The sequence below is a fragment of the Pedobacter nutrimenti genome (genome assembly GCF_032678445.1).
Classification (GTDB): domain Bacteria; phylum Bacteroidota; class Bacteroidia; order Sphingobacteriales; family Sphingobacteriaceae; genus Pedobacter; species Pedobacter nutrimenti_A.
Map to the genome: position 1 here is coordinate 146,551 of NZ_JAVTSQ010000003.1, position 24,035 is coordinate 170,585.

Annotated in this window: 16 protein-coding genes; 1 reads left to right on the forward strand and 15 read right to left on the reverse strand. The window is 39.2% G+C overall.

Features of this window, described 5'->3' with window-relative positions:
- Positions 1 to 8 precede the first annotated feature (8 nt).
- The 14 genes from R2S08_RS05760 to R2S08_RS05825 form a co-directional block, all read right to left on the reverse strand.
- A complete protein-coding gene (locus R2S08_RS05760; RefSeq protein WP_316834245.1) occupies positions 9 to 1,154 on the reverse strand; it encodes a retropepsin-like aspartic protease in 1,146 nt (381 codons plus the stop codon).
- Positions 1,155 to 1,176: 22 nt separating this feature from the next.
- Positions 1,177 to 2,346: an aspartyl protease family protein gene (locus R2S08_RS05765; RefSeq protein WP_316834246.1), complete on the reverse strand. Its 1,170-nt coding sequence runs from the start codon at positions 2,344 to 2,346 to the stop codon at positions 1,177 to 1,179.
- A gap of 1 nt (position 2,347) precedes the next feature.
- Entirely contained in the window at positions 2,348 to 3,364 is a 1,017-nt protein-coding gene (locus R2S08_RS05770; protein WP_316834247.1) for a TlpA disulfide reductase family protein, read from the reverse strand.
- A 44-nt stretch (positions 3,365 to 3,408) separates the two neighbouring features.
- Positions 3,409 to 4,305, reverse strand: a complete 897-nt coding sequence (locus R2S08_RS05775; protein ID WP_316834248.1) for a putative zinc-binding metallopeptidase — start codon at positions 4,303 to 4,305, stop codon at positions 3,409 to 3,411.
- A gap of 18 nt (positions 4,306 to 4,323) precedes the next feature.
- A complete protein-coding gene (locus R2S08_RS05780) occupies positions 4,324 to 5,898 on the reverse strand; it encodes a RagB/SusD family nutrient uptake outer membrane protein (protein ID WP_316834249.1) in 1,575 nt (524 codons plus the stop codon).
- An 11-nt stretch (positions 5,899 to 5,909) separates the two neighbouring features.
- Positions 5,910 to 9,503 (reverse strand): SusC/RagA family TonB-linked outer membrane protein, encoded by a 3,594-nt coding sequence (locus tag R2S08_RS05785; RefSeq protein WP_316834250.1) that lies wholly within the window; start codon positions 9,501 to 9,503, stop codon positions 5,910 to 5,912.
- Positions 9,504 to 9,816: 313 nt separating this feature from the next.
- A complete protein-coding gene (locus tag R2S08_RS05790; RefSeq protein ID WP_316834251.1) occupies positions 9,817 to 10,938 on the reverse strand; it encodes a FecR family protein in 1,122 nt (373 codons plus the stop codon).
- A gap of 76 nt (positions 10,939 to 11,014) precedes the next feature.
- On the reverse strand, positions 11,015 to 11,602 hold the full coding sequence (locus R2S08_RS05795; protein ID WP_316834252.1) for an RNA polymerase sigma-70 factor: 588 nt from the start codon (positions 11,600 to 11,602) through the stop codon (positions 11,015 to 11,017).
- A gap of 266 nt (positions 11,603 to 11,868) precedes the next feature.
- A complete protein-coding gene (locus tag R2S08_RS05800; RefSeq protein WP_316834253.1) occupies positions 11,869 to 13,290 on the reverse strand; it encodes a TlpA disulfide reductase family protein in 1,422 nt (473 codons plus the stop codon).
- A gap of 63 nt (positions 13,291 to 13,353) precedes the next feature.
- Positions 13,354 to 15,333: a hypothetical protein gene (locus tag R2S08_RS05805; RefSeq protein ID WP_316834254.1), complete on the reverse strand. Its 1,980-nt coding sequence runs from the start codon at positions 15,331 to 15,333 to the stop codon at positions 13,354 to 13,356.
- A gap of 63 nt (positions 15,334 to 15,396) precedes the next feature.
- Positions 15,397 to 16,869 carry a RagB/SusD family nutrient uptake outer membrane protein gene (locus tag R2S08_RS05810; protein ID WP_316834255.1) on the reverse strand — a complete coding sequence of 491 codons (1,473 nt, stop codon included), beginning with the start codon at positions 16,867 to 16,869 and terminating at the stop codon, positions 15,397 to 15,399.
- Between the two features lie 10 nt (positions 16,870 to 16,879).
- Entirely contained in the window at positions 16,880 to 20,512 is a 3,633-nt protein-coding gene (locus R2S08_RS05815) for a SusC/RagA family TonB-linked outer membrane protein (protein ID WP_316834256.1), read from the reverse strand.
- A gap of 155 nt (positions 20,513 to 20,667) precedes the next feature.
- Positions 20,668 to 21,852 carry a FecR family protein gene (locus R2S08_RS05820; RefSeq protein WP_316834257.1) on the reverse strand — a complete coding sequence of 395 codons (1,185 nt, stop codon included), beginning with the start codon at positions 21,850 to 21,852 and terminating at the stop codon, positions 20,668 to 20,670.
- A gap of 98 nt (positions 21,853 to 21,950) precedes the next feature.
- Entirely contained in the window at positions 21,951 to 22,550 is a 600-nt protein-coding gene (locus R2S08_RS05825) for an RNA polymerase sigma factor (RefSeq protein ID WP_316834258.1), read from the reverse strand.
- A gap of 318 nt (positions 22,551 to 22,868) precedes the next feature.
- Here R2S08_RS05825 and R2S08_RS05830 point away from each other — a divergent pair, with 318 nt between their 5' ends.
- Positions 22,869 to 23,102, forward strand: coding sequence for a hypothetical protein (locus tag R2S08_RS05830; protein WP_133781765.1), 234 nt, complete (start codon positions 22,869 to 22,871; stop codon positions 23,100 to 23,102).
- Positions 23,103 to 23,108: 6 nt separating this feature from the next.
- On the opposite strand, the gene R2S08_RS05835 is transcribed toward R2S08_RS05830, so the two are convergent.
- Positions 23,109 to 23,804, reverse strand: coding sequence for a Crp/Fnr family transcriptional regulator (locus R2S08_RS05835; RefSeq protein ID WP_316834259.1), 696 nt, complete (start codon positions 23,802 to 23,804; stop codon positions 23,109 to 23,111).
- Between the last annotated feature and the right edge of the window lie 231 nt (positions 23,805 to 24,035).

The window sequence follows — 24,035 nt, forward strand, 5'->3', positions numbered from 1 at the left end:
TTCGGTTTTTAACTTTTATTAATAGTGATATTTTTTGTGCCCTGCTTTGTTTTCACCGTCAGGATCACCTGGTTATTTTCTTTCAAAACCGGTAAACCGGTGGTAATACTTTCACAAAAGCTCATCGGCTTTATTTCTTTTCCATTGATATGGGTAACCACATCGCCTACTTCTGCTTGTCCTTTCAATTTATCCCAAACGGTAGCAATCACCATTTGATTACCATCTACGCGCATTTCCAGGTCCCAACTCTTTTTTAAATCCACAGCTATTTGCCCAGGTTTAAGTACTTCAAAACGGAACAGTTTATTGACATAATCAATGGTTACCTTTCCATATTGTAATGATTTGTAACCAAATAAAGTTCTAGGCGGATTGCCTACCCCTGCCCTAAAATTTACAAAACTAGCCTGGCCAACAATCATCTCCGGCACTTCTACCAAAATCCGTTTCCCCATATCTCCCCGGCCTGCTGCACCTATTGAACCACCTCCTTCTCCTTCACGGATTACATGGAGCGCATCCTGCTGTTGCAACCGTAGGTATTCATCATGTCTAAGCGTTAAAAAACCATCAGAACCGCTATCAAAAAGCACCTTTGCTTCATCGTATTTTCCCATGTTCAGCGAGATAACTGGCATTCCACTGGCATCATCAGCAAAGGGGATGGACCGTCTGTCGCTCGCTAAAGCCGGCATTCCACCTACCCTAATCCTAATCTCTTTAGCCTGGTCATCAATTTCAACGGTATTGTTCTGAAAAAGGTCACTGCCAATAAAACCTTCTACACCCAAACAAGCGAATAACTCGTAGTCAAAAACATAAAAAGGAACACCATTGAATGTGGCTTTACCATCTGGTGTTTCTATCTTATCCAGATTGACAATATCTGATTGCATCTTATTGCTGTTTGCATCTGTAAGTTGTTGTGAACTCATAACAGAAAGCCCAAGCTCCTTTTTTAACTTGGTGCTAATGGAATTTTTACCACCTGTATCAAAAATCATAGAAACCGGTTTTCCATTCATGCGCATTTCTACAATCATCTTATTGGAAATGACCTTATAAGGCAGAATAGTTACTTCCTGCGCATATAGCGAACTGGCAGAAATCCAGCAACTGAAAATGATCAACATTCTATACATTAATTTCATATCTGATGATATTCTTCTTATTTTAACTTTTATTGATGGTAATGTTTTTTATACCCTGTTTCGTTTTTACAGTGAGTATAACCTGGTCTTTTTCTTCTAAAACCGGTATACCGATAATCAGATTTTCACAAAAGCTTGTAGATTTGATCTCTTTCCCATCGATATGAGTTACTACATCACCTACTTCCACCTCTCCTTCCATCTGTTCCCATACCGTACCAATAGTTAATTGTTTCCCCTCTTCACGTACTTCCAGATCCCAGTTCTTTTTTAAATCTGCCTCTACCTCTATTTTTCCAGGCTTAAAAGGCTCAAAGCGAAACAGCTTATTGACATAATCTATAGTCACCTTTCCATAATGCAATACCCTGTATCCTAATAAGCTTTCGGATGCATTACCTGCACTAGACCTGAACCTGGTAAAACTGGCTCCTCCTATAATCAGTTCCGGAACTTCCAGCAAAATCCGATTGCCAGCTGCGACCCTGCCTACAACTCCCAACGAACCACCTCCTATTCCTTGTCTGATCTTATAAAGTGCTCCCTGCTGTTCCAACTGTGGATAATCCGAAGCCTTAATCGATAAAAAGCAGTCAGCACCCGAATCAAAGAGTACCCTTTCCTGGTCATATTTCCCCACGTTTAACATAAAAACAGGGTCCCCATGAGCACTGGCAGTAAATGGAATCGCTTGCTTATCGCCTGGTAAAACCGTCATTCCACCTGTCCTGATTTTGATTTCTTTGGTTTGATCGTTAATTTCAATGGTATTGTTCTGCCAAAGGTCACTTCCGATAAGTCCGCCAACACCCAGGCAGGTAAATAGTTCATTATCCACAACAGCAAATGGGACATCTTTGAATGTTGCTTTCTTATCCGGTATTTCCACCTGGTTCAGCTTCACAATATCTACATGTTTTCTACTGCTGTTGGCATCTACAATTTCTTTTGAGTCAATCACAGCAGCCCCAAATTCAGCATTTAAAGCAGAGCTGATAACATTTTTACCACCTGTATCAAAAATCATGGGAACGAGTTTCCCATTCAGACGTATTTCTATGATCATCTTGTTGGCAACTACCTTATAGGGTAAAGTGGCAACATCCTGTGCAAATGCAGTACTGGTAAAAAGCCAACAAATCAGGAATATCAAAGATTTGTATATCAATTTCACGTTTATTTGTATGTTCATGTTAACTTCCTTTTGTTATTTCAATCAAAGCCTTTTTAAGGTCTTCCCCATTGCCTATATCCCTTTTCAGTACCGTACCATCTTTACCTATAATGACACAAAAAGGAATTTGCTTAAAACCATATTCTGTCCTGATTTTTGAATTAAAAAACCCAGATTCATTGGCTTCAATATCAGAAAACCCAGTTTTATCCCAGAGTTTTACCCATGGAATATTCATTTCTTTCAATCCCTGCTGATATTTCACATGGTCATCATCCATCGAAATACTGATGAACTGAACATCTGGCTCAAACTCTTTATAAAAAGTCTTGAACTTTTCCATCTCTCTTCTGCATGGGCCACACCAGGAAGCCCAAAAATCGAGCACTATAATTTTGCCCCTAAAATCTTTTAAAGAAACCAACTTATTATTCTCATCTGGCAATGAAAAATCAGGAGCAGATATCCCAGCGCTGTATTGCTTTAAACTATCTACGGCTCTTACTAACCATTTTGCAGATTCGGTTTGACGTTCATTTATCGGAATTTTCAGCAAGAAATTATGATTAAAATCGTATTTATCCGAATGGAAAAGATAAGCCAGGGCAGTGAGTTCCTTAGAATTTAATGCCGTAAAAGCGTTAGGGTTCAGGTTAAAGTCCCACGAAGTTTTAGGCGCAAATTCCATCAGTTTAAAATGTTCGTCCAGGCCATCAAATTCCAGATTGCTGTTCTGGCTATTCATATCATCATAATAACCATGAATGGTAACTGTATTATTCGTCAGAAAGGTATTCTGTTTGGCCTTGCCTATAGAAAGCACATACAGATCCGGAACTACCGAAACCGGCCCCAACTCAAATGTTGATTTATTTTTATCAATATTTGTCTTAAAAAGGGTTTGCCCAGATAAGGTTCTTACAGAAATGGTAATGGGCGCTACCGTTTTAATAGTACCTTTTAGTACAAGCCCGGTTTGGGCCTGTACTAAAAGTGTAGACAAAAGCATGGCTAAGGAAAAGAAGATTTTCCGCATTTTTTCTTGGTTTATAAGGTTTTAACTACATTGCTCTGGACGTCCTATCCGCCATTCCCAATCACTTGCAAATCAATATGATATTGAGTTTTATAAAAAGCTATTATCGCATTATATTTTCTATTAACCAATCCATTTACATCTTTCACAGGGCTCAAGATCCCTCTATTGGTCGCATCTGTCGCTGTGGTATTGGGGTCTGTTAAAAAGGCATAGGAATTTGAAACAATGGCCTGTATATAAGATTGCCAATCTTGTGATGGAGCAGGGACTGCACTGGTTACACCCAAAAATCCTCTTATATAGCGATCAGCTTGTGTCCCGGTAATTGCTGTTGTATAATCACTTAGCCCAATAAAAACATTAGATTCCAACATTTTGAACTGCAAGTCCATCATCTTTAAAAAACTGAAGTTCACATCGCCTCTGTAAACCGCTGGATTGATGGTTGACACTGCGCTGTTTCCTCCATTGACAGCAAAACTTCCAATGCCACCAAAATTACCATTGGAAAAGGGTATCAGGTAGGCATTTCTTTGAGTATTGTTAGAGGCCAATGAACTACACAAGAAAAACTTTGTAGGTAGGTACTTTTTTAAAGTCGAATCTGCGTAGTATCTAAAAAACGTCTTTTCAATCAAATCGAGTTGTTGATTAATGTATAGCGTATCAGCTGGCACAGTGGTGTAGAACTTATCATTTGTTGAAACCTGCCATGCAATATCCTGCTGACTGAATTTATACAGCACATAAGTACCCCACCGGTTATAATAACTTACAATTCGTTGATCGTAATCGTGGTTTCCCTGCGGTATTTTAAATCCGGGCTCTGGCGTTGTACTCGGTGTTAAAGTAGCTTCTGTTTTTCTGCAAGAAGTGATGAGCAATACAAATCCCCCCAGCAACATCAGCAACTTTATAGTTTTATTAAAATCTTTCATGTTCTTTAGTTTAAAAATTTATGGATTTTGAGTAAGTTCCCCGTTACGGTCAAGAACTTCCTGAGGAATGGGAAAGGTATAACGGCTGTCTCCTTGTGCCAAGGTAAAGGTTTCACCTGTGCCTGCTACTTCCTGATAAAAATGAGAAATGGAAGGCATTCCATAACGACGGAGATCAAACCAACGGTGTCCGTCAAAAGGAAATTCCCTTCTTCTTTCGTCCCTATAAAAGTTCAACAATTGGGTTTTATCGGTGATGTTAACCGGTACATAGGTTTGGCGTGTATCGTACCTGGACATTCTTAATGTATTCAGATCCTGTAAAGCGGATACCCTCAAGGCATCATTGCCTGTGCTCATGAATTGTTGAATATTTGCTTCGGCCCGGTTCATATAAAGTTCCGCTACCCGAATCCCTGAACCACCCATACCACCAGCATAAGATTTATATGTAAAAACACCAGTACTCGGTGGAATAAACCCAACAAGAATTGCAGCGCAATTAAAATACAATCTTGGCCTTAAATCACCAATGTAGGTATCATTGGCATCTACACCTTTGCTATCGTATAAGTTCAGCAAATCTGGTGAAACAGCATAAGGTGGGTTCCGTGTTAAATTGTAGTTCGGAATTAATGAACTTTTTAAAAACTGCCCCTCTGCACCATTTCCGGTAATAGGAACATACGCCCAAATCACCTCTGCACTGGTGGCAGGATCATAGATCCGGTCTAAGTTATTTCCAACGGTATTTACATTATAATTGTTATAATTGATCGCCCCAAAAGAACCCAATTGAGTAAGTGTCGATTTTTTAGCCAGGCCTTTATTTGCATATTCTACTGCCAGAGCCCACTTTTCTTCATATAAGTACATTCTCGATAAAAGTGTATATACCGCAGTTTCACTCATTTTATACACACCATTATCTTCTGGATAATTCATTAAAATGGTTGCGGCATTTTTTAAATCCAATTCAATCTGTGTGTATACCTCTGCTACTGAATTTCTTTTAAAAAGTTCATCTGTAACTTCCATCGTCAGTTTTAAAGGCACACCAGGACTCGTAGCCGGATCTGCACCTGGAGCATTATAAGGCTTTCCATACAGGTTCACCAGGATAAAATAATAGTATGCCCTTAAGGCCAGGGCCTGTCCTTTAAGATTCTGCTTGTCGGCAGTTGCCCCGGTTACCTGGTCTGCATAAGCAAGGACCACATTACAGCCCGCAATTCGTTTGTAAAGGATTTGCCAAGAGTCCAGATATGTGGTACTGGCTATACCTCCTGGCTGGAGTAGTTCCTGGTACATATTTTTAGACCAGGTAAAGGGTGCCTTCCCGCTAAGTACAGTACTTTGGTAAGTCGCTTGTCCCTGACCACCATTACAGGTGATATCATCTGTAACCATGTTTAACAAAAGGTGCAAATTAGTTTGGTAAGGATAAGCTTCTCCGGCCATCAAGGCCGTTAAATCCTGAACAGTGGAAGGTTTAATCAAATCCTGGCTTTTTTCTGCAAGGAACTTTTTACATCCGGTATTCGAAATCAATATTCCGAAAACCAGGATGAATATATATAATAAACGTTTCATGTTTTATTTCATTAAAAAGTTACAGATAGAGTAATTGCGTGAGTACGTGCCAAAGGCTGGCCACCAGAGGCCACTTCCGGATCCACACCTTTAAAATCTTTGCTCACAAAAGTGTAGACATTACTTAAGGTATAAGTCACGCTCAAGTTTTTACAGAAAATACGTTTTGCATATTTCTCTGGCAGCATATAAGATACATTGATGTTATTGATGCGCAGATAAGAAGCATTAACGACCCTTGCTGTACTGTAATCATATAAGGTATAAGGAGATGCTGAAGGAGCTTGTCCTACTCCAAAAGTTGATGAAGCCCCGGAAGGAATGACTACAAAAGGAACTCCAAAATAAGGTAACGAAGGGATATTGGTAAAAGCTTCATCGCCCGGCTGACGCCAGCGGTTTACCAGTTCCTGTGGCAAATTACTATATTCAGCTGGTGTACTATTTACCATACTAGATGGGTATAAAGGAGCGAGGATTTTACTTCCGCCTAAAGAAGCGTACAAATTGGTAGAAAAGGTAAATTCTTTATATCGTACAGAAGTACCAAAGCCGCTTGTAAAATCTGCATTTAACTTTCCGGCATATTTCATAAAAGCACTGGCATCTGTTTTCGTATTAATATTATCTGTTGCTGTTGGAATATTAAATTGAGGCAATCCTGTAGCTGGATCCAATCCTTTAAAATCAAAAACCCAGAAACCAGATACTGGATAGCCGTCTTTATAATAACTACCGGATACTGCAGTAGCCCAGGTTGGATTAGGCGTTAACGGATTGGTGACCGTATTGTAATCTTTAGCACTGTTTACTGTAATGGACCAGGTCAAGTTTTTTGTCCGCACCGGAATAAAAGTCATCTGTGCTTCAAACCCTGAATTGCTTAATGTTCCGCCATTCATTGGCATTTGCAATACCCCATCTTCATATGGGGTACTTCTTAAAACTATTAAATCCGTACTATGTTTTCTATAGTAGTCCACACTGGCACTGATCCTGTTTTTGAAGAAGCCGAAATCCAATCCAAGATTTGTTGTTTGCGTTTTTTCCCATCTTAAATTGGCATAAGGTAACGAACTGATGTTCAGCAAAGACTCCCCCGTTAAGGTGCTAATTGCATTTCCTGCACCGGGAATTTGGGCAACCAGATCTGGTCCATAATTCTCGGCCACATTTCCCTGGAAGCCATAACTGGCCCTGATACTAAATTCATTAAACCATTCAGATTTATCAAACCAGTGTTCCCTGGCTACGTTCCATTTACCTCCTAATGCCCAAATCGGGTTAAAACGGGTGCGGGCATCCTGCCCGAATTTATTGGAAGCGTCCCCTCTTAAGCTGGCACTAAATACATATCTATCGTCATAACTATAGGCACCGGTTACATAATAGGATACATAATTGGCTATCCCATCTGTATTGGTAAAATTATATGCAGAAGAATAAAGTGGATTTGCATAATTAACACCTCCGTTAACGATGGTGGCCGGTGGATTGATTACAATCTTTCCCATATCTGGTAAATAACCATAAATAGTGCTGGAAGCCCCTGTATACTGATTACTTCTCAGTTCCAGACCTGCTGAGGCAGAGATGGTATGTTTTTTATCAATTACAGTTCCATAATTGAGCTGATTTTTCCAGGTATAATTAACATTCCTATCGTCTTCCAAATTTTGCTGGCCACCTACAGGTAACTTCGATTGCTTGTACAGGTTTGTTGTTGGTCCGTATTGGCCATATTCATAGCCTCTAAGTGCGGTCATTGCATTGGTGAGCTGGGTCTGATAACCTTCTGCATGTGTACCTGTATAACCTAATCCAAAATCTGACTGAAATTGAAATCCTAATGGGAGGGTGTATTTAACACTAAGTGCTGTACTTAAGCTGGTTTTAATATTGTCATTTCCCGAATTGGCCAGTTCATTTAATACATTGTATTTATAGTTACTGCTGGTTAGCTCGCTTTGATAATAAGATAAAGTGCCATCTGGATTGTATGCAGGGATCACCCTACTGGTTGTACTGGCATACTGATAAGGATCTACACCTAAAAATCCAGTGGTTTTGGAATAATTTCCTGATAAACGTGCAGAAACAGACAATTTAGGCGTAAGGTAACTGGTAAAATTAATACTACCCATATACCCATCCATATTATTGCCTTTAGCTTGCCCTTTTTGATTGGAATACCCAAATGATCCATAATAAGTACTTGAATTACCACCACCGCTTATACTTAGATTGTGACTTTGGCTTAAGGGCTGAACAAAGAGCAAGTTAAACCAATCGGTATTGTTTGTCTCCAGCTGTTTTGCACCTGCATTAAAGCTATCATAAGGAAGTTTCCCAGTTAAGTATTGATTTAAAAGACCTTGGTAGCCAATATTATCTAACGCATAACCACTGGAGAAAAGCCCTCTTTCATAAATTTCCCTGGATACATCAACCCGGTTCTTAGAATTCATTAAGTCCATTTTATTGTAACTAGGCTTCTGTTGGGTAGAAAAACTAGTACTATAAGTAATAGAAGGTGCACGACCAGGCTTTCCTCTTTTGGTATTAATTACAATAACGCCATTGGCAGCTTTTACCCCATAAATGGCCGTTGAAGCCGCATCTTTTAAGATCGTTACGTCCTCAATATCATAGGGGTTTAACCAGGAAATCGCACTTCCAATATAATTCTTTAAAGCTTGCGCATTAGAAGGATCTGTACCAAATGAATTTAATTGTGTGGCTTTAAATGGCAGCGGGTCTTCCTGAATAATACCATCAACCACCCATACTGGCTCTTGGTTACCTAATAATGTAGATGTTCCTCTTATCCGTACCGTTTGTCTGGTACCCAATTGGCCAGAGTTATTCACCACGGCCATCCCGGCAAGTTTCCCTTGAAGCATTTGCTCGATAGTGGTTGTACCATTTATGACCAGATCTTCTGATTTTACCTGGGCAACGGAACCTGTCATTAACTTCTTTTGGACCTGTTGATAACCCGTGGAGATTACTGATACTTCGTCCAGTCTTCCGTCTGCGGCTTTAAGCGTAACTGAACCCATATCTTTAGCAGCAGGAACTTCTTTGGTTTCATATCCTAAATAAGAAAAGACCAGAATAGATTTCTCATCTATCTTGTTGATGATAAAATCTCCATTGCTATTTGCTACCGCATAACGTTTACCTCCCTTAACTCTAATTGTAGCCATCGGGAGAGGTTTACCATTGTCATCTGTTACTTTTCCGGATACATCAATATTCTCCGCAAAGGTATTCCTAAAAAGATCAGTGGCCTTTTCAATATAGGTTTTCTCTTTGATAACGATCACCTTATCTTCAATTTTATAATTGAAGGGCTCATCTTTAAAACACTTCTCCAGCACCTGGTCTAAAGGCGTATCCTTAAAGTTCACGTCAAATTGCTTGATCTTCTTTACCGCATTAGAAGGCCATACAATGCCATAACCGGTCTGTTGCTTTATCACCTTAAATATTTGGGTTAGAGATGCATTTTTTTGCTTAAAAGTTACCTTTTGAGCAAATCCAGCTGCACTAACCTGAACTATGGCTACCATAAGCAATACTGTTGTAATCTTAGCGCTCATAATAATTCGTTTTTTTACTGATGCATCAGGCATTAGTAAATTTGCGAGCCTACCCAACTGTACATACAGCATACGGCAGATAGACACGCATAAAATCTTGGTATAAATTTTATACATTTGGTTATCTGTTTAAATTCCTTGAATGTTGAAATATCTTTTTGGAGTTAGCCAGAACTTAAGGACTTCGATCACGACTCGGAGTCCTTGCTTTTTTTTCTGACCTCTTAGCCAGTGCGCTTATTGATCTGGTAGAAATTGATTCATGTTGGGTTTGGTTTATGGTTTAATGATTAGTTGATTACGGTTTGTTAATTTATTTGACCAGCACTTTGTCTTTTTCTAAGGTAAATTCTGCAAGTCCGGTCAGCTCCAGCATTTTTAATACTTTTGAGATGTTGCTGAACCGGGAAATATAGCCCCCAATCCGGACATCTTTTTTGGTAGGATCCTGGAAAACGACATCTACATTATACCAGCGACTGATTTTCTTCATAATACTCTCCAGTCGTTCTTCATCAAAGTAGAACTCTCCCTTTTTCCAAGCCATTGCCTCTTCTACATCTGCAGTTTCAATCTGAACGGAATCTCCTGAAAAACGGATCATGGACTGCTGACCTGGCTTTAAGATACCGGAAGCCCTGGATTTTAGATTAAGAACCTTGACACTCCCTTCCAGCAAAGTTGTTTTCACTGCTGGTTCGTCTTTGTAACTGTTGATATTGAAGTGCGTTCCAAGAACCTCTACACTTTGCTGATTTGTTTTTACAATAAAAGGATGCTTCTTGTCTTTATATACCTCAAAGTAGGCTTCGCCGTTCAATTCTACAACACGCCGATTTCGGCCTTTGAAGGCCGTTGGGTAAGATAGACTTGAAGCAGCGTTGAGCCATACATTTGTGCCATCTGGCAAACGCACCTTGTATTGTTGACCACGTGCGGTAGAAAGCGTATTCATTTTATTTAGGGCGGTATCTGCCGAAACTGATCTCAGGTCATAAATGATCTGGCCATTACCGGTCTTTGTTATGGTAATTCCTGTTTCCTCAATAAGCTTTCCATTTGTGGTATTGGACAGATCAATCTTCTCTCCGTTAGACAATTGGAGCGTTGCCGAATTCTGCCCCGGGCCAATATCAAATTTTGTTTCTTTCTTTGTATAAGAGGTTTTATAAAAATATAAGCTAAGCCCAACACATAACAATATGGAAGCTGCGGCAATAGAACGTGGCCAAAGGTTAATCTTTTTTGGCTGAGACAGGTTTAGAGAGAGTTTGTTCCAAACTTTCCTTTCTGCATGTTTTATGGAAGATATATCTGGTACTGCTCCTTGCTCCTGGTCATTCAGATACCAGGTCTCCAGCATGGCTTGTTCCTGCTTATCGGCTTTGCCATTTAAGTACCGTTCTATTAGAAGTTCTTCTTTTGATTTATCCATAATATTGTGAATATCTCCTCTTTATATATTAAGACTATTAAGTAAGGAGGATAGGGTATCGGAAATAAAAAAAAAATTAATATTTGCTTTGACTAAGTAAAAAAAACAGATACAACACCAATCCAAGGCGGGAACGAAGGATTCGCAAAGATTTTTTAATTTGTGTGCGGATCGTATGTTCGGAAGTCCCCAGTTCATTAGCGATGTCTTTATGACTCATGCCTTCTTTCCTGCTCATTTCAAATACCTTTTTCATTTGTGGGGGCAATGCATCTATTTCTTTCTCTATCAATTTAGATAACTCCCGCTCTCTGATGTATAGATCTGTCAGAAACTCTCCCTTTGCTATAAAGTCTTTTAGGGAATCCAGGTAACGGCTTTTTCGTTCCGAACGCAGACTTAATGTAAATATCTGGTTGCGGACCGCTGCATATAGGTAAGAGGATAGTTTGGTCGTAATCTCCACCTGTTCTCTTTTTGACCAGACAAATTCAAACAGGTCATGAACAACATCGCTTGCTTCTTCTTCGTCCTTTAATCTTTTACAGGCATGAATATACAAGAGTTTAAAGTAGCGCTGATAAATTTCAGTAAAAGCTTTTTTATCTCCTTCTCTTAAAAGAGTACTTAAGTCCTGATCAGATAAAGAATTGTAAACAATCATTTCTTTTTTTGAGGGCAGTTTTCTATATGGAAAATACGGTGAATTGATACTGCAACAAAGGGATGGATAAATATAAACCTACCAAATATTCTGGCCAATAATAAATAATAATTTTGGTAAAATCTATATATCTATATAAATATTACCAAACGCTCAAAAGCAAACTATTGGTTGAATGTTAAATCAAAAAAGGAGGTAAAAAAGTTGAGCCATTTCCGAACAGGGTTTCTGTTCAGAAATGGCTCAACTATGTAGAACTAATTAAGTCACTTGGCGCTTAGTGCTTCGTTAATACGTGCCGGGGTTTTATCTTCACTTGGCCTTGGCGCATCATTGTCGAAGATTTTTCCATCTTTACCAATAATTACATAATGCGGGATACCATTGATGTTAAAAGCATTTGCTGCAGGACTGTTTACCCCAGATTTTGCCTGCGACAGAAAATGCAGTCCTTCTATTTTATCATCGGCAATAGCCTTTTTCCAATCAGCAACTTTGCTATCCAAACTGATGTAAAGAAAAACTACATCCTTATTGTCCTTAAACTTTGCATGCAGCTTAGGGCTGCCATTTTTCATTTCGTAACGACAAGGTGAGCACCAGCTGGCCCAGAAATCCATGTACACTACCTTGCCTGCAAAGTCTTTAAGTGTTACCTCTTTCCCATCCTGTCCCTTCAATACAAATGCTGGAGGTGTTTTTCCTGCAGCGAGCTTCTCATATTTCTCATAAGTTTCCTGCAATGATTTTGCATCTTCAGGGCTTCCATAGTTAGCGTTAAAATTATCTATTATTGGTTTAACTGTAGCTACATCTTTTACTTTTGCTAATAATGAAGAAATAATAGATTCCAGCGTAATACTTCGCATTTTTCCACTATATATTTTTTCTACCTGGCCTAAAGTGAGTTTTGCATTTGCTTCGGCCGACAGCGTACTGTCGAGTAATCCGAGCTCAGATTTCGTCTTATAATTGAGGAACATTGGGTAGATAAATTTAACAAAGCTGGAATATTCAGGGTTTCCCATAAGCTTTTCATCCAGCTTCACATATTTTTGAATATCCCAATAATGGTCAGGAACAGATTCAGAGGCCTTCTTACCCAAACCTGCCTGGTAGAGATACGGAATTGGTGCACCAGGCGCAAAAGCAAAACTTAGTCTATTATAGTACAAAGTAACAGACTGACGTTGATAAAATGAAGGGGTTACTTTTTGTTTATTTTTTTCCAAAATATCAATTGATTGCTGTCCCATCTCCAATGCTTTATCAAACAACTCACTTGGAGTTAGTTTACGGGCATCAATTTTCAAATAGGCATCCATAAAGGCTTGGTTAATTTCAAAAAAAACATTGGCATTCCCTGATCCCTTTCCTGTAAAAGTTGTTTTTTTTGCCAGGTCAGTAGCTACATTCAGCTGATCACCTGGTTCCAGAAACATAGTAAGGCTTTTTTTCTCTGGCTTGTCTACGCCTACCCTTAGTGATAAGGCCGCATCAAGTTGGAGTTTTAATACAATCTTATTGTCCTTACCCGGTTTGGCAAAAAATACTTCGCCATAGCCCCCAACCCAAATGGAATCAGGCCGGTCTGGATTGATATCCAATGTAACCGTGGTTTCTTTTTTTTGTGCAAATGCTGCTGTTATACAAAAGCAAAGCGCAATCATCAATAGTTTCTTTTTCATTTTCTTATCATCTATTTTTTTGTTCAAAGTCTTTTTTGTAGTGAAAGCCAAACTTAGTCCAGGCTAGAATATGATCTCTTTGGTCAAGGTAACGGGCTGCAGGCACTGACTAGCATCGCAAGCCTGATAATAAAAACTTATTCCAGTTTTAGAGCTTTTTGTAGCCTTTGTGGTCACCGATAACTCCTGTACAAAAGTGGCCTCATCTTCATATATCATCACTTCCGGATCTCCAGGCATTGGCCTAGCAGCTGAAGATTGCATGCTGCCCACTTGTTTTACGCCTGGAGACAATTGCAGGGATAGCTTAGATTGAATAAATGGAGAATCGTTTGGCACATAACTGTAAATATGCCAGTTCTTAAGAAGTTTTATTTTTAATAGTAGTAATTTCTTACCGCCCGTACTACCATCAATAACAGTTGCACCTAATAATACAGGATTAAGTCTATCCGGTGCACCACAATCAATACCCAGGAATGCCTTCTGTATCCCGGCATCCGAGGTGTCTTTATGATCCGCTTTTGTTCCTGATGATATCCAACCTGCAGGAGGAATAATAAACTTATACCCCCCTGCTTCTGTAAAAAACAGACGATTTTTATTCTTAACCAGCCAGTTATTCCAATCTAAAGCTGTATTAAAATTTTCTTTGGTATACCGTTTTAACAATCGAAAAGCTTTTTCACTATCCTTATTGCGCATCAACATGTCTACACAGGTTTCCAGCAAGTGGAGATCATTATTTGCAATTCCCAAGCTTTTGGCATCCAAGTCTACGCAGCCGCTTCCAATGGTACCATTAAAATATTTCAGGTTGTTTTGAAAATAGCTTAATATGGATAAGGTATCTTTCTGAACCGCCATAGAGTCTGCCCCAGCAATACTTCTTGTATAATCGTATCTCTGTTGGAAATAGCTATTCCATTCAATAGGCGGATATGCAGGGCTTTTCAATAGTGTCTCTTCTGTTTCAGTAAGAACACTACCGGATGCCTTTTTTGCTGCCAACACTTTTTGCTTTTCTATTTGTGGCTTACTACCTTCTTCCCACATTGCTTTATAGCGTTCGAAACCCTGCATAGAAGCGAGGTCACTAGCCATTTCTATTCCCGCCCGCTCCTGTGGAAAAGGATCAGTAGCTATTCTTACAACTGGTTGTTGCCCATCGAACTTTTTGATATAGCAAATGGCATTCACAAATACTTTTTTAGCCTCCTCCGTCATATCAGATGGAATAGCATTGAACCCCCACATCAGAAAATTACCATGTCTTGCAATAGCTGCAGCATGTTCATCTTTTGCACTAACACCTCCAGAAATGAATTCTGCATCTGGCTCGTCAAGGCCTAAATGGAAATATACTACACCAGGAGGATAATTGGTCCCTTCATACACACTTTCCTTTTGCACCCGCCACATCGGTATCTGTTCAGGTAAATTTTTACTGAAAAGTCGAGCTACCGCTGGCGCCTTTTTTTTTGTCATCGTGAGTGCCACAGGCAAAGGTGTTTTAAACATATCATGATTTACATTGATATTGTATGCATCTGCGCCCAGACAAACACATTCCGGAACAAACTTCACCCCAATAGTAAATACCATTCCTCCGTTGCCACTTATAAAGATGGCTGGTTTGCTAAAATTTTCGGGAAGATACTTTGCATAGATAACCTTTTTGACATGGCCTTTATCATCCAGTATTTTCCTTTCCGGAACAATGGCCGGTGGCATGGCGTCAAAAATGGTAACATCATAATCATTAGATAAATAAGGTTTGTAATCTCTTGCATCGATTACCTTTACGGCCTTAAAATATTGCCCCAGAAACTGTTTGAAATCCGGCATTCTTGTTGGTTCAAGGTCATGGTATCTTTTAGGCCATCCTGATGCTGCTTGTGGAACCGGATTAGGCCGCGAGGGGTCGCTCCCAACATACAATATTTTTAACGGCATCCTGGACGTTATTGATTGTCCAGAAACCATTTGCAGCCCGAAAAAGAACAGGAGGACTGATAAAATCAGATTTTTTCTTGCTTTCATAATTTCATGGTTAAATTGGCCAACTGCAATAGCAATCGGCCTTAAAAAACTGTTTGACTTTGTTTAAGGATTCTGTGTCAGGTCTGGGTTAGCCGCCATGATGTATTGTGGAAATCGGAATATCAGCCTTTCCGGTTTTAAGGTATAGGTAGTTGCTACATTACCATTGCTATCATAAACAGCATGAGTGTTGCCTACAGTCGATTTATAAACCGGATCTACAGAAAGGCGGCGCATATCAAACCAGCGACTGCCTAACACAGCAAATTCGCGAATCCGCTCTTCAAGGATAAATTTGGTCAATGCAATCTCATCGGTAGCCATGGCTGACGGAACAGGAGCATCAGCAGCGGGCATTCTATTCAATCTAAAACTTTGAATATCTGAAACCGCACCATTAAGGTCGCCAAGGCGGGATTTGCATTCTGCTTTAAGTAAATAAATATCAGAAACATTAATACCCTCATTAACATATAATCTGCCCCATGCCCTAAGCATGCCCTTCGGATAGGCGGTAGCAGTCCCCAATGAAAATGCAGTATAAAATTGACGTCTTAAATCATTTGCTTTGAAGAGCGAAACAGTCTGCGGACTAAGTAAAACACCTCCATAAATATAGGTGTAATAATTTGGGGTATACCTTAAAAAAAGCGATTCTTTATCATTCTGCGGGACTGTTCTCGAAGGGCCTATAACAGGACTTATAGGCATAAAAGCACCACCAGGTGCAAAAGCATCACTAAAATTATATAATCCTGCAGGAATAGTGGCGCCAGCCAGATCGTCGATTGACGCAGTTAATAATGGCAAGGCCTTATCAAATTGACCCATAAAAACATATACCTTTCCCAATAATCCTTCTCCTGCAGCTTTTGACATTCTCACTCTACTGCTTACTTTAGAAGGCAAGTTTGGTATGGCTTGTATAAGGTCACTCAAAATCAAATTATACATAGCCTGAACAGTTGCTCTGGTAAATTTTGTCTGGGTTACATCCGCTGTTGTTGGTAAAGGGAATCCCAGGTCTGTAGCTGAGCTTGCTGAGTTATAAGGTTTCCCATAATAATTTGCCAGCATAAAATTTGCCCATGCCCTTCCCGCCAAGGCCTCGGCCTGGATGGATTTCTTTTGACCATCACTGCCCCCATCAGAAGTCATCACCTCGTTAATGATCTTATTGAAAGTATAAATTTGTTTTACAAGAAATGTAAGTTCCGAAGAATTATCGCCGGGCTGATAAATGTCATCTGCCCACATAAACGCTTTCTGATCGCTTAGCACTGCAACGCCATCGGTAGCGCCTATTAAATTAAACGAAGTTGTTGTGGCAACTTCATCAGACATCACAGTCTGCGAGGCAGATTGAGTTAGGGTTAAAGTCGGACTGTTTAATAAAAGATCATAATCACCTGTTTTCTGAGCAATCAGCTGCCCCTTTGGATTGATATCCAAGAAATCCTTTTTACATCCGCTCCATGCCATACCGATAAAAAGTATGCTTATGAATTTAATGATATTTTTAATGATGTGTAGCATTTTTCGAATTTTAAAGTGTTAAATGAGCACCGATAGTGATGGTGTTTTGAGCTGTTGGCATTGACCTTAAACCATAACGGGCATCCTGAAACTCGGGATCTATACCATACGAATTTGCCTTCCAAAGCATTACATTAGACATTTGTAACCTGAATGATAATCCTTCAACTTTCAATCGCTTAATAACATTTAAAGGCATTTGATAGGCTAAAGTCATATCCCTTATTTTTGCATACGAAGCACTGACCACATTCTGACCACCAAAAACGTAGTAATTGGTATATCGCCTGGCATCTGTAGCCCCATTATTCACGAAAGAAGGAATGTCTGTCTTATTTTCATCTCCAGGCTGTTTCCAACGATTAGCAAATTCTGCGTTTAGATTCCCGGCCTGAAAATTTTGTGATCTGATAAAGACATCGCCAGTATAGGTTGTATTCACGTCTCTAAACATTACATTACCCAAATTGTAGATGATGTTTACATTGAAAGAGAATGCTTTATAGCTAAATAAGTTCGACAATCCTCCACTCCAGACCGGTTGATACACTCCTTTGAACAATATATCATCAGGCAAGCTTACGCCTGTTTTCTTGGTTATAGAACCATCTGCCAGCCTGATTTGTGGATCGCCTGAATTATCCAACCCAGCGTAGTTATACGCAAAAACTGCAAAAGCAGGATAACCAACCATGTAATTCTGCTTCAATTTCTGATCCCCGGTGGCAATCGGAATGCTTAGTAAACCCAGGTTCGTTATTTTATTTTTATTATACGATAGTGTAAACATCGTACTCCATTTAAAATCGCCTTTTTGAACATTTAAAGAATTTATAGATAATTCTATCCCCTTGTTACTAAGGCTTCCAACGTTGCCGTTAATGGCATTGACCCCTGCCAATGGATTGATCTCAAGTTGACCTAACAAATTGGAAGTTTCTTTCTGATAAAGATCAATGGATCCTGTTAAACGATGGTTCAAAAATCCGAAGTCCAGACCAATATTGTACGTTTTCGTACTCTCCCAGGTAAGAGAAGGGTTGGCATAAGAGGTAATGCTCAGGTACTGGCCTCCAGGTACGTTTCCTGAAGATCCTGCAGTAAGGATATCTTTAGAAGACGCATATCCTGGTTTCGGAGATATACCAGTAATACCGTAAGTTGCCCTTAAGGCAAGTGCATCTATTGATTTAATATTCTCAATAAAGGCTTCGTTTCCTAAATTCCATTTCACACCCGCGCTCCATACCGGTTTACGTTGCGCAGCTTTTTCCAAACCAAACAAATTACTCTGGTCATTTCTCCAGCTGGCATTTAGGGTATATTTCCTATCATAGGTATAAGCCGCATTGGCATAGTATGAGGTGAAACGATTACGTGATTCTCCCTGTCCAAAAAAAGCATTATTACTAATTTTTGAACCATTTAACAATGGTAATATAGGGTTAGTAACGCCAGTAGTTGACAATAATTTATAATCTATCGTCGTGTAGGTTTGAAGATTCTGATCATAACCATAAACTGAACTCATATTGGTTATCGTTCTTTGTTCCTGGGCTTCCTGACCCACCAGGGCTGTAAGCTGGTGTAGGTCATTGCCCCAATTTGCATCGTATTTAAGCTGATTTCTTAGTACCCAGCTATCCTGTGTCGTGTTGTTTATGGTATACTGTCCACCTGTAGCCGGCAAGTTATAAGTTACTGTCCCTGCGGAATTCACGGTCGCAAAATTTACTACATTTACCCTTTGTTGATAATTGGTATGATCATAATATTGTTGTGTCCTGTTTGTGCCTTTGGTATAGCCATACACCCCCTCAAATTCCAGTCCCTTCAATAATTTAAGGCTAAATCCTGTATTAAAACGGCCTGTAAAAGCATTACTTTTATTAAAGCCTGTATTGAGGTTGTCTAAAGGATTGTAATTCAGGTCTATTTTGCTTGAATTTTGTATACCCGGCCTTTGATCTTCACTGAGCACCCCCATATATGGCATGGAAATAGGATTACCTGCTGGATCTTTAAATAATTGATAGGGCAGAAAACGGTCATCTGCAGCCAGTGAAAGATTTGAAGAGGTAATTCTATTGGTTAGGTCAGCAAGAATATAGGCTTTGAGATATTTGTTGAAATTAAAATCATGCCGGGTGCTGATTTTGTAAGTATTGTCTTGGTCTCCAGGATTATTATCTTGACTATTGGTGTAAGCCAACGAATTGTAATAGGTATATTTCTCGGCACCTCCAGATAAAGAAAGACTATGGTTCATCAGTATGGCAGGACGGTACAGACTCTTAATTTGACTGAGGTTGTTGATCTTGGAAAGACTATCCAGTTTAGCGTTACCTTGTACCGCCGATAAAATTCCGCGGTTCATATCATATAAAATTTGTCGGTCTGGTGAAATACCAACGCCACTCTGACTGGAATTAATGCTGTACGTAGATGCACTGATGTATGGCCAATTCACGGGGTCAAAGGTTTCTCTCGAAGCCTGGATATATTGCTGACTATTCAATACCGGAAAATAACCAACATCTGGCCGGCCTTGAAAATTTACAAATGCATCGTAATTTACTCTCATTTTTCCAGGGCTTCCCTTTTTTGTAACGATTACAATCACCCCATTAGAAGCTCTTGCACCCCATATGGATGCTGCTGTGGCATCTTTAAGGACGGTAATGTCCTGCACATCTTGCGGATTGATGGAAGAAATATTGGACATTTCCAAAGCAACTCCATCTACGACAATCAATGGATCCCTGCTTGCATTTATGGTGTTCAAACCCCTGATAATAAATGGGTTTCCATCTCTTGATGCGCTAGGTGAATTATTGATAACCAGGCCTGGGATCAAACCATCTAATCTTTGCAGAATATTCATGCTGGTAGAACGTGCATTTACAACGGGCATATCGGGTTTGGAAAAAGAACCAGCGCTCCTTTCTTTTGAAATTTGCTGATAACCGGTGCTTACAATAACTTCTTGCAGATTCCCATCAAGTTTCATCTTTATAGTTCCAAGGTCCCTTGTTGCTTTGGCAGTATAGGTTTGATAACCAGTATAAGAAACAACAATCAAAGCCTCTTCATCTACATTCTTCAATTGAAAATCACCGTTTTCATTGGTTATGGCAGCAGCCTTCCTGCCTTTTACCGACATTGAAAAATCACCGCTTTTTTTATCTTCTGAGGAACTCTGCAGGACAACGCTCACTGTAGCTCCAGAAAGTGGTCTTCCTTCTTCATCTACAATATGTCCTTTCACATCTATCTCTTTGAATACAGCCAAAACTTTATCAAGTAAAGTTTTTTTCCTGGCTTCGATCACTACGATTTTACCATCGATATTATACGTTAGCGGTAAATTGTTAAATAGACTTTTCATGGTCTGTTCGAGTGTTGCATTACGGACTTCAATATTTACCTCTCCGGCATTTTTGACCAGATTCCGGTCAAACAAGAAGTCGTAACCGGTCTGTGACCTGATTTTACGCAGCACATTTTCAATAGAAGATCTCTGCTCGTTCAGTGTGATCCGCTGACCAAAGGTTGCGGCGCTGACTTGCATAAACGTGGCGATAAGTATGACGGTGGTTAGTCGCATAATGACCAATAATTTATGGGTATAAATTTTATACATTTGCTTAGGTTTTTGGTTCAGCAAAATGCCTTTAGGTTCGAAGCTTCGGCATCTTGCAAATACGGTTGATAATTTTTATTGATCTTAAGCCAAACTGAGGTCAGGGGTGTTTCGCGACACTTCTGACTTGTTTGTTTTTAAGGCATTTTTCTGTGTTATTTTGTGACCAATACCCTCCTTCCTTCTACCTTAAAGTGTACACTTCCGGCCAGTTCTATCCTGCTGAGTACTTCAGATAGTTTACTGCTTCTGGATACCCAGCCGCCGAGTTCTATATTTTCACTTAGGCCAGGTTCGTATTCAATATCTACATCATACCATCTGGCAATCTTTCTCATATTGGTTTTAAAATCTTCTCCCTTAAATATAAAATCGCCATTTTTCCAGGCCACAGACAATTCTATGTCTGCAGGTAAAACCTTGATCTTTTTCCCGCTTAAAACAGATTGCTGACCGGGCTTCAGCATAGCATCATTTACTTTTACGCTCCCCTCAAGCAGTGTGGTTTTGGTTGCATTTTCGTCGGCATAGCTGTTGATATTAAAGTGGGTTCCCAATACCGCTACCTCCTGCCCTTCACTTTTTACGATAAATGGATGTTGCTTGTCTTTGGCAACCTCGAAGTAGGCCTCGCCGTTCAAAGTCACCATTCGTTCTTTATCGTATTTAAAAGAAACCGGATAGCTGAACTTAGAAGCGGCGTTGAGCCATACTTTGGAACCGTCAGGCAAAAGAACCTGATATTGCCCCCCCCTTGGGGTCTCAATCGTATTGATCAATTCCTCGTTATGATGAGCGTTATTAAAAATCTTATAGATAATCTGGCCATTGGCTGTTTTGGATATTTCAACCCCTGCTTCCCTGGCAAGTTCACCATTGGCTGCATCCGTTAGCGAAATACGCTTGCCGTTAGCCAGAGTTAGATACGCCTTATTGTTTCCAGGTTTAATGTGACGATCTGCAAGTTCGAGGTTTTTGTCTATGCCTGGGTTACCAAACGGGCCTGTAAATTTGGTATAGAAAAATAAACTCCCTGCAACAACCAGAAAAATAGCTGCGGCTATAGACAGGCGTTTGAAACTGAAGTTTATCTTATAGGTACCCCTTTTCTGTCTGCTCTCATAGTCATCTATCTTATCTTCTATTTTTTTGAACAACAAAGTATCTGTGGACTCATAAATCCCTGCGTCTGAAAGTAATGCATGATAAGAAACCATCAATTCATTATATTCCTCATCCGTAGCCGTTTTCAGCCAGGTATTGAATTGTTGCCTTTCTGCATCTGATGTATTTCCAGCTGCAAAGCGTCTCAAAATTTCGTAGAGTTGTTTCTTTTCCATCTGCTTAATACACATAAGACGGCGCCGCTTCGAAAAAGTACACCTCTAATTTTGAAATAAAGTCAAATTAATTTTAAAACGGTCTGACTGACCTAAATTTAAGAAAGTATCATCATAAAAACCAGTAACATTGGCCAGCCTGTTTGATGGTTAAGATGTTCTTTAATCGTATGTATGGCTTCATACAATTGCTTTTTAACGGCTGATTGCGAAATTCCAAGTTGTGCAGCAATTTCATTTATATTTAGATCCTGCTCTGTACGCATTTCAAATATTTTTTTCCGCTGTGGGCTGAGTGCTTGTATAGCATCCTTTGCCGACTTTAAGTATTCTTTATAAAACAATTCTTCATCGGCAGGAGCCGAGAATGTATTTGAAATGTGTAACAAACCATCTGTTCTTACTTTTCGCGCCTGATCACTTGATCTTTGATCTGTAAGTTTATTCCTTGCCATTCTGAACAGGTAAGCTTCAAAAGACTTAATGCCGATCAAAATTTCCTTCTTCATCCAGATTTTCAAGAACACATCCTGAATTACTTCATCGGCGTCTTCTTTATTTTGATTTGTAAAAGGATATAGAAACCGTTGAAGTTTGGGTACGTAAAAAGTGTACAACCGAGCAAAGGCCTTCCTGTTACCTAAAGCAATTTCTTCGAGCAATTCACGTTCTCCTCCGGAAAATACGTTTTCAGTCATACATTAAAAGCTTCAGACAGGTTTATTTTAAGTTTACAGATTTAGATGCAGCAATACTATGCATAATTTTTCATTAGTATATAATTAATAATGCTTTGCTTATTGTTCTCATTTGCATTCAAAGGCTCGCTAAAGCTCGGTTCATTGTGCTTTATGAACATTAACTCATGATGGTTTCATAGCGATATACTGCCCGATTCTATTCCTATTGTTTTGTATATCCATATTAGATCAATATGGAAATTAATATTGCAAATACAATATTAATGGATCAATTTTTGATATAAATATTAATACTTATATTAAATTAGAAATAAAATGAAAAAATCAGCCATCGTATTGATTATAGCCGGAATTGCTATGATGATCGTAGGAAGTTTTATCTTCAAAAACCTTAATTACGTTAATGCTGTTGATGCGCATGCATGGACAATTAATATCAATGGTATTAAATCCTTTCCATGGGTAACCTTTACCGGTGGTGTTTTATTGGTGATCGGGCTTATTTTTTATATCTCTTCGTGGAAACAAATAGGTCGCAGGATCGATTAGATGTTATTACTGATTATCTTCTTTTACAATTTGGAGGAGACTTTCCTGTTGTTTGACAAAGATCGACTTTCCTTGTATTTCGATTATTTTTAATCGTTTCAATTCCTGATTGACCTTAAATAGAGTCTCATAAGAAACGCCAGCGTAAGAAGAAATATCCTGTTGGGTAATTTCAACTCCGATCTCCCCTTGGTCATTGGCTCCAAATTTCTCCTTTAAAGCAAGAAAAGCTTGTGCAATCCTGGCCTTGACAGACATATGGGCCAGATTACGCATCCTTTTTTCCGATTCTTGTAATTCATCGGCAAAGAAATGCATCAGCTTATAGGTGAACCCGGTATTGACTTTCAATGACGACTCAAAAAAGTCCATATCCATATAACAAACTACAACAGGCTCAATCGCAGTTGCGGTAACTGGAAAAACGCGGTCTTTACCCATGCCTAAATGGCCTAGCATATCTCCAGTTTTCGCAAAGCGAATAATCAGGTCCTTTTCGTTATCCCAGCGTTTATGAACCTTTACTGTTCCTTTATAAATAAAATAGATACCTGTTGCCAAATCACCTTCTTTAAATATCTGCTCGCCCTTTTTTACTTCAAAATTTTTCCGCGAAGCCGCAACTGCTGGTTTCCACTCGGGAAGACAGTTGTTGCATAGGAAACAAGTATTAAGGTCACAAGTATTTTTGCATTCTTTCATAAAGGATTCTTTCTGGCCATGTTAACAATTGCAAATGTAATCAATCCACCCAATAATACCAGCTAAACACTACAAAGCTACAAACATTGCACAAACAATATTAAAAAACAATAAAATACATTAAATATAAAAATAATATTAAATAAACAATATTATTAACGAAATTTTAGATTTGAATTTCATAGCTTTGTGGCCATATAAAACTAAGGTAATATTGACCTGGTCATCTGG

Bases quoted from the DNA above. Each gene is read 5' to 3' on its own strand.
- R2S08_RS05760 (WP_316834245.1), bottom strand. From the start codon at position 1,154: ATGAAATTAATGTATAGAATGTTGATCATTTTCAGTTGCTGGATTTCT.
- R2S08_RS05765 (WP_316834246.1), bottom strand. From the start codon at position 2,346: ATGAACATACAAATAAACGTGAAATTGATATACAAATCTTTGATATTC.
- R2S08_RS05770 (WP_316834247.1), bottom strand. From the start codon at position 3,364: ATGCGGAAAATCTTCTTTTCCTTAGCCATGCTTTTGTCTACACTTTTA.
- R2S08_RS05775 (WP_316834248.1), bottom strand. From the start codon at position 4,305: ATGAAAGATTTTAATAAAACTATAAAGTTGCTGATGTTGCTGGGGGGA.
- R2S08_RS05780 (WP_316834249.1), bottom strand. From the start codon at position 5,898: ATGAAACGTTTATTATATATATTCATCCTGGTTTTCGGAATATTGATT.
- R2S08_RS05785 (WP_316834250.1), bottom strand. From the start codon at position 9,503: ATGAGCGCTAAGATTACAACAGTATTGCTTATGGTAGCCATAGTTCAG.
- R2S08_RS05790 (WP_316834251.1), bottom strand. From the start codon at position 10,938: ATGGATAAATCAAAAGAAGAACTTCTAATAGAACGGTACTTAAATGGC.
- R2S08_RS05795 (WP_316834252.1), bottom strand. From the start codon at position 11,602: ATGATTGTTTACAATTCTTTATCTGATCAGGACTTAAGTACTCTTTTA.
- R2S08_RS05800 (WP_316834253.1), bottom strand. From the start codon at position 13,290: ATGAAAAAGAAACTATTGATGATTGCGCTTTGCTTTTGTATAACAGCA.
- R2S08_RS05805 (WP_316834254.1), bottom strand. From the start codon at position 15,333: ATGAAAGCAAGAAAAAATCTGATTTTATCAGTCCTCCTGTTCTTTTTC.
- R2S08_RS05810 (WP_316834255.1), bottom strand. From the start codon at position 16,869: ATGCTACACATCATTAAAAATATCATTAAATTCATAAGCATACTTTTT.
- R2S08_RS05815 (WP_316834256.1), bottom strand. From the start codon at position 20,512: ATGTATAAAATTTATACCCATAAATTATTGGTCATTATGCGACTAACC.
- R2S08_RS05820 (WP_316834257.1), bottom strand. From the start codon at position 21,852: ATGGAAAAGAAACAACTCTACGAAATTTTGAGACGCTTTGCAGCTGGA.
- R2S08_RS05825 (WP_316834258.1), bottom strand. From the start codon at position 22,550: ATGACTGAAAACGTATTTTCCGGAGGAGAACGTGAATTGCTCGAAGAA.
- R2S08_RS05830 (WP_133781765.1), top strand. From the start codon at position 22,869: ATGAAAAAATCAGCCATCGTATTGATTATAGCCGGAATTGCTATGATG.
- R2S08_RS05835 (WP_316834259.1), bottom strand. From the start codon at position 23,804: ATGAAAGAATGCAAAAATACTTGTGACCTTAATACTTGTTTCCTATGC.